At 68.9% G+C, this 2,655-nt stretch carries 4 protein-coding genes and 1 pseudogene; 2 read left to right on the top strand and 3 right to left on the bottom strand.

The annotated features are described in order from the left end of the window. A pseudogene (locus Q8M88_RS00370) lies at window positions 1–279 on the top strand (MFS transporter); the annotation flags it as partial. Window positions 280–355: 76 nt separating this feature from the next. After that, complete coding sequence (locus tag Q8M88_RS00365; protein ID WP_305593951.1) at window positions 356–682, top strand: hypothetical protein; 327 nt, start codon at window positions 356–358, stop codon at window positions 680–682. A gap of 43 nt (window positions 683–725) precedes the next feature. On the opposite strand, the gene Q8M88_RS00360 is transcribed toward Q8M88_RS00365, so the two are convergent. The 3 genes from Q8M88_RS00360 to Q8M88_RS00350 form a co-directional block, all read right to left on the bottom strand. Next, complete coding sequence (locus Q8M88_RS00360) at window positions 726–1,403, bottom strand: methyltransferase domain-containing protein (RefSeq protein ID WP_305593949.1); 678 nt, start codon at window positions 1,401–1,403, stop codon at window positions 726–728. A gap of 140 nt (window positions 1,404–1,543) precedes the next feature. Further along, entirely contained in the window at window positions 1,544–1,981 is a 438-nt protein-coding gene (locus Q8M88_RS00355; RefSeq protein ID WP_305593947.1) for a CHRD domain-containing protein, read from the bottom strand. A 120-nt stretch (window positions 1,982–2,101) separates the two neighbouring features. Then, window positions 2,102–2,449, bottom strand: coding sequence for a hypothetical protein (locus Q8M88_RS00350; protein ID WP_305593946.1), 348 nt, complete (start codon window positions 2,447–2,449; stop codon window positions 2,102–2,104). Window positions 2,450–2,655: the final 206 nt, after the last annotated feature.

Below are 2,655 nucleotides of genomic sequence, written 5' to 3'. Positions count from 1 at the left end.
GCAGCGGGGTTCGCGCTGGCCAGCCTCGGCTATGCGTTCATCCGGCCAGGGGTCACGGCGGGCGCCTCGCTGGCGGCGTCCGACGCCCGCCAGGGCGAAGTGGCCGGCGTGATCGCATCGTCAGGCATCGCCGGCGTGATCTTCGCGCCGGTGATCGCCTTGTCGATCTACCAGTACTGGCGCGACGGGCCCTACCTGATCAACGCCCTGGCGCTGGTCGCCATCCTGGTGTTCGTGCGGGCCAAGGCGCCGCTGCGCAACGCTGGCGCGCAAGCCTGATGCGCAGCTCGCAAAACGCCGGTTCACGGATGCTCAACCTCTAACGGGCTGTATAAGCTCGACAAGAGGACACGGCATGAACCAGTTCGTGACGCTGCTGAGCGCAACCTGCGCGCTGGCCATCGGGGTCGGCGTGATGGCCTACTTCTACGGCTACGTCTTCCGCGCCAGGGGATTTCGGCCGCTTCACGCGGTCACCCTCTGCTCCACCGTGATGGCGTTGACCCAGTTGATGGTGTCCATGCAGGGCGGGCCGGAGGCGGAGACGGCGCACATCTCGGCGACGTTCTTCGTCATCGTGGCGACCTTCGCTCAGGCAGTGGTGGCGGTGCGCGGCCGCAAGGCTCGAGCGCCGTTCGAGACCCCGGACACCGATTCGGCCGAACAGCCCGATCCGGCCTGAGGCCTCACCGGATGTCGCGCCCGTGGCGGGCTGCGGCTGAGCTCTAGGCCGCAGCGCCCACCCGTCTCGCCACGACGGCGTAGGACATGCCGCGGGACGACAGGTCGCGCGCTTCGATCGCCTTGCGCATCAGCCCTTCGACCCACAGTCCCGGGGAGGCGGCGCTGAGCGGCTTGGGTTTGATCTCGTCGCGATCGAGCACGACGTAGCGTTCCACCTCGAGGCCCGCCTCGGCGACGAGCTGTTCCATGACGTGGGGCCACAGGGGGAAGACGTGGTGGTTCACGTCGAGGTCGTGCTGGGTGAAGCAGGCCGGAAAGCCCGAGAACAGGTGCAGGGTGCGCGCCCGGCTCCAGCGCGGATTGGGCGTGGTCATCACCAGCCGCCCGCCGGGCTTCAGGGCGTCGGCGATGTTGCGGATGGCGAAGCCCGGATTGAAGGTGTGTTCGATGACGTCCATCAGCAGGACCACATCGGCTCGCTCAGACCCGGTGAACGGGGTGTCGATGTTCCACTGCGAGACGTCGGCCGAACTCGGCACGAGGTCGAAACCGCGCCACGCGTAGCCGGCCGATTCGGCGTCGGCGCGCATCACCGAGACTTCGCCGGCTCCGATATCGAACAAAACGCCGCCTGTGGCGGGCGCCGGGCGGCGTTTGAGGAACTCTCGGACGAAAACATAGCGGTCATCGGCCAGGGCGGCCTCCGGCTGCAGACGCATCACTATTCCCCAACGACCGCCGCAACGGACCATAAGCGCGCGAGGATTGCCAGATGCATGCCACGCGCCGACGCGCCTGCGGCGCGGCAGGTCCACAGAGGAGCGGCCGCGCCGGGTTCAGAGGCTGAGACGTCTCGTATTCAGTGGCTGTGGGCCATGTCGGCGGCCTTGAGCTGGCCGCGCAGTTCGCCGCCGGGATGGGCGGCGGAATGGACGTTGAAGTACCACAAGCCGGCCTTGAGATCGGCGATCTGTGCGTCGGTGAGCGTCGCCGCGCCCTTGATCGGGCTGGCTGGACTGGCGACCGGCACGGTCGGCGGGGCGTTGGCGGTGGCCGGCGCCGGGCCGTGGAAGTGGGCGGCGGTGGCCGGTCCGCTCAGGCCCGCATAGGTGGCGGAGTAGTCGAAGACCTTGGTCACGGTGTCGAGGGTGGCCGTAACCGAGCCCTTGCCGGCCTTGGTGTTGGCTGGAACCTCCTGCGCGCCGGTGAGGGCGGCGGAGTACTTGAGGGTCTCGGCGTGGGCCGCGCCGGCGGCGAGGCTGAGAACGGCCGCAACGGCCGCGATAGCGTAACGCATCCTGGAATCTCCCGGTTTGGTTTCGTGGACCGCCCGTCCCGCGCCACACGATGCGGACGCTCGACAGCCGGACCGGGCGCGGACTCGCCCGAAAGGCGAAGCTTGAACGCCTTTCGGCGATTAGCGTTGCGAGGGTTTCGGCGCGTTCAACAGAGCGGTGAGGCCGCGGCCCCCCGCCACCAGGCCGAAGACGGCGAGGCCGGCGCCCAGGATCGCCAGCGCTTCGACGCCGCCGGCGGATGGCTCCTGCTGGGCCCAACCCCACAAACCGATACCGGAGGCGATCGGCGCCCAGCACCAGATCAGCGCCGAACGTGCGGCCCGACGGGCATGGGCGTCGGGCCCGCCGGCGTCCGGCTCGTAGCGGAAATGGCCGGCCTTGAACCCGCAGCCGCTTGTCGAACACGCCGCCGATGTGGTCGTCGGGTGATCGCAGGTATGGTCGCAATGCAAGCAACGATAAGGCATCACACACCCCCTCAGCAGGCCCATGCAGCCTAACATGGACTCGCCAAGGGTGAAGAAGGTTCGGTTAAGGAAGCCGAAACTGTGAAGAAACGCCGGGTCTTCAGGCGCGGCGACGCAAACCGCGCAAGCCGGTGGCCAGCGCCCGCAGCGGCGCGGTGACCCGCCAGCTCGCCGAGCGGCGCAGCGCCGCGGCCGCAGCCTCGGCG

Origin of the sequence: Phenylobacterium sp. (assembly GCF_030693805.1) — a bacterium.
Lineage (GTDB): Bacteria > Pseudomonadota > Alphaproteobacteria > Caulobacterales > Caulobacteraceae > Phenylobacterium.
Note: the sequence above shows the minus strand (reverse complement) of the source record. Positions and strands in the feature narration are given on the sequence as shown.